The sequence below is a fragment of the Priestia sp. TGN 0903 genome, from assembly GCF_050846855.1.
Classification (GTDB): domain Bacteria; phylum Bacillota; class Bacilli; order Bacillales; family Bacillaceae_H; genus Priestia; species Priestia zanthoxyli.
Genome location: NZ_JBOZGL010000038.1, coordinates 1 through 677, shown reverse-complemented (window position 1 = coordinate 677; position 677 = coordinate 1). Strand labels below are relative to the sequence as shown.

Sequence of the window (677 nt, the reverse complement as noted above, 5' to 3'; positions counted from 1 at the left end):
AGGGGCTCGCGATCTTTGCTTGCCGACCTCGCTACGCGACAAAACCGGGACGCAGCATGAGAGCCCCCGCCGACTGGTGCCGCGACCTCGCAGCACTCACCTGCCACACTCGCGCCGCGATGCGCTACCCCGACCGACAGCCATGGCTCCAGCCACCCGTCGCCTCCATCCTCGCCAGCCTCGACACCGACAGCCTCGCCGACCTCGCATGGGCCGCCATCGCAGCCGCCTGCAACCACGACCACAAAACCCCAGCAGGCATCCGCTTCGAGCTGGAGCGCCTCGCCGCACGACGAGCCGAGGCAGCCGGGCGACCTGCGACCCCGACCCTGCCGACATGGCAGCCGGAGCAACGCACCGACCTCGCCACCCCCGACCAGATCAGAGCCCACCGCGAGCGCCTACGCCAGGCGCTCCGCAACCGACAGGAGACATCATGACCTGGACCTGCTCCACCTGCGACGCCACCATTGCCGGTAGCCGCGCCGAGCACTGCGGCGCTAAAGGGCTAGCCTGCTTTGCGCTTTGGCCCGCCGTAGCCACGCCTGATCTGAACGCCGCGGCGTTTGAGAAGGCGCCAGACGGCAGATGGGTCAGCACTCAAGATCCGTCCGATCCGCTCAGTCCCATAGCCAAGCTTGTAGAGCCTCTCGGCCTCATCCCCGTCGATCCTGATG

The 677-nt window shown here is 68.1% G+C and carries 2 protein-coding genes; both read left to right on the top strand.

Annotated elements, in window-relative coordinates:
• A partial coding sequence (locus ACRPLY_RS26795) for a hypothetical protein (protein ID WP_432232229.1) occupies positions 1-440 on the top strand: 440 nt, incomplete at its 5' end.
• Positions 437-677 (top strand): hypothetical protein (locus ACRPLY_RS26790; protein ID WP_432232228.1); only part of this gene is annotated, 241 nt, incomplete at its 3' end. The genes ACRPLY_RS26795 and ACRPLY_RS26790, both read left to right, overlap by 4 nt.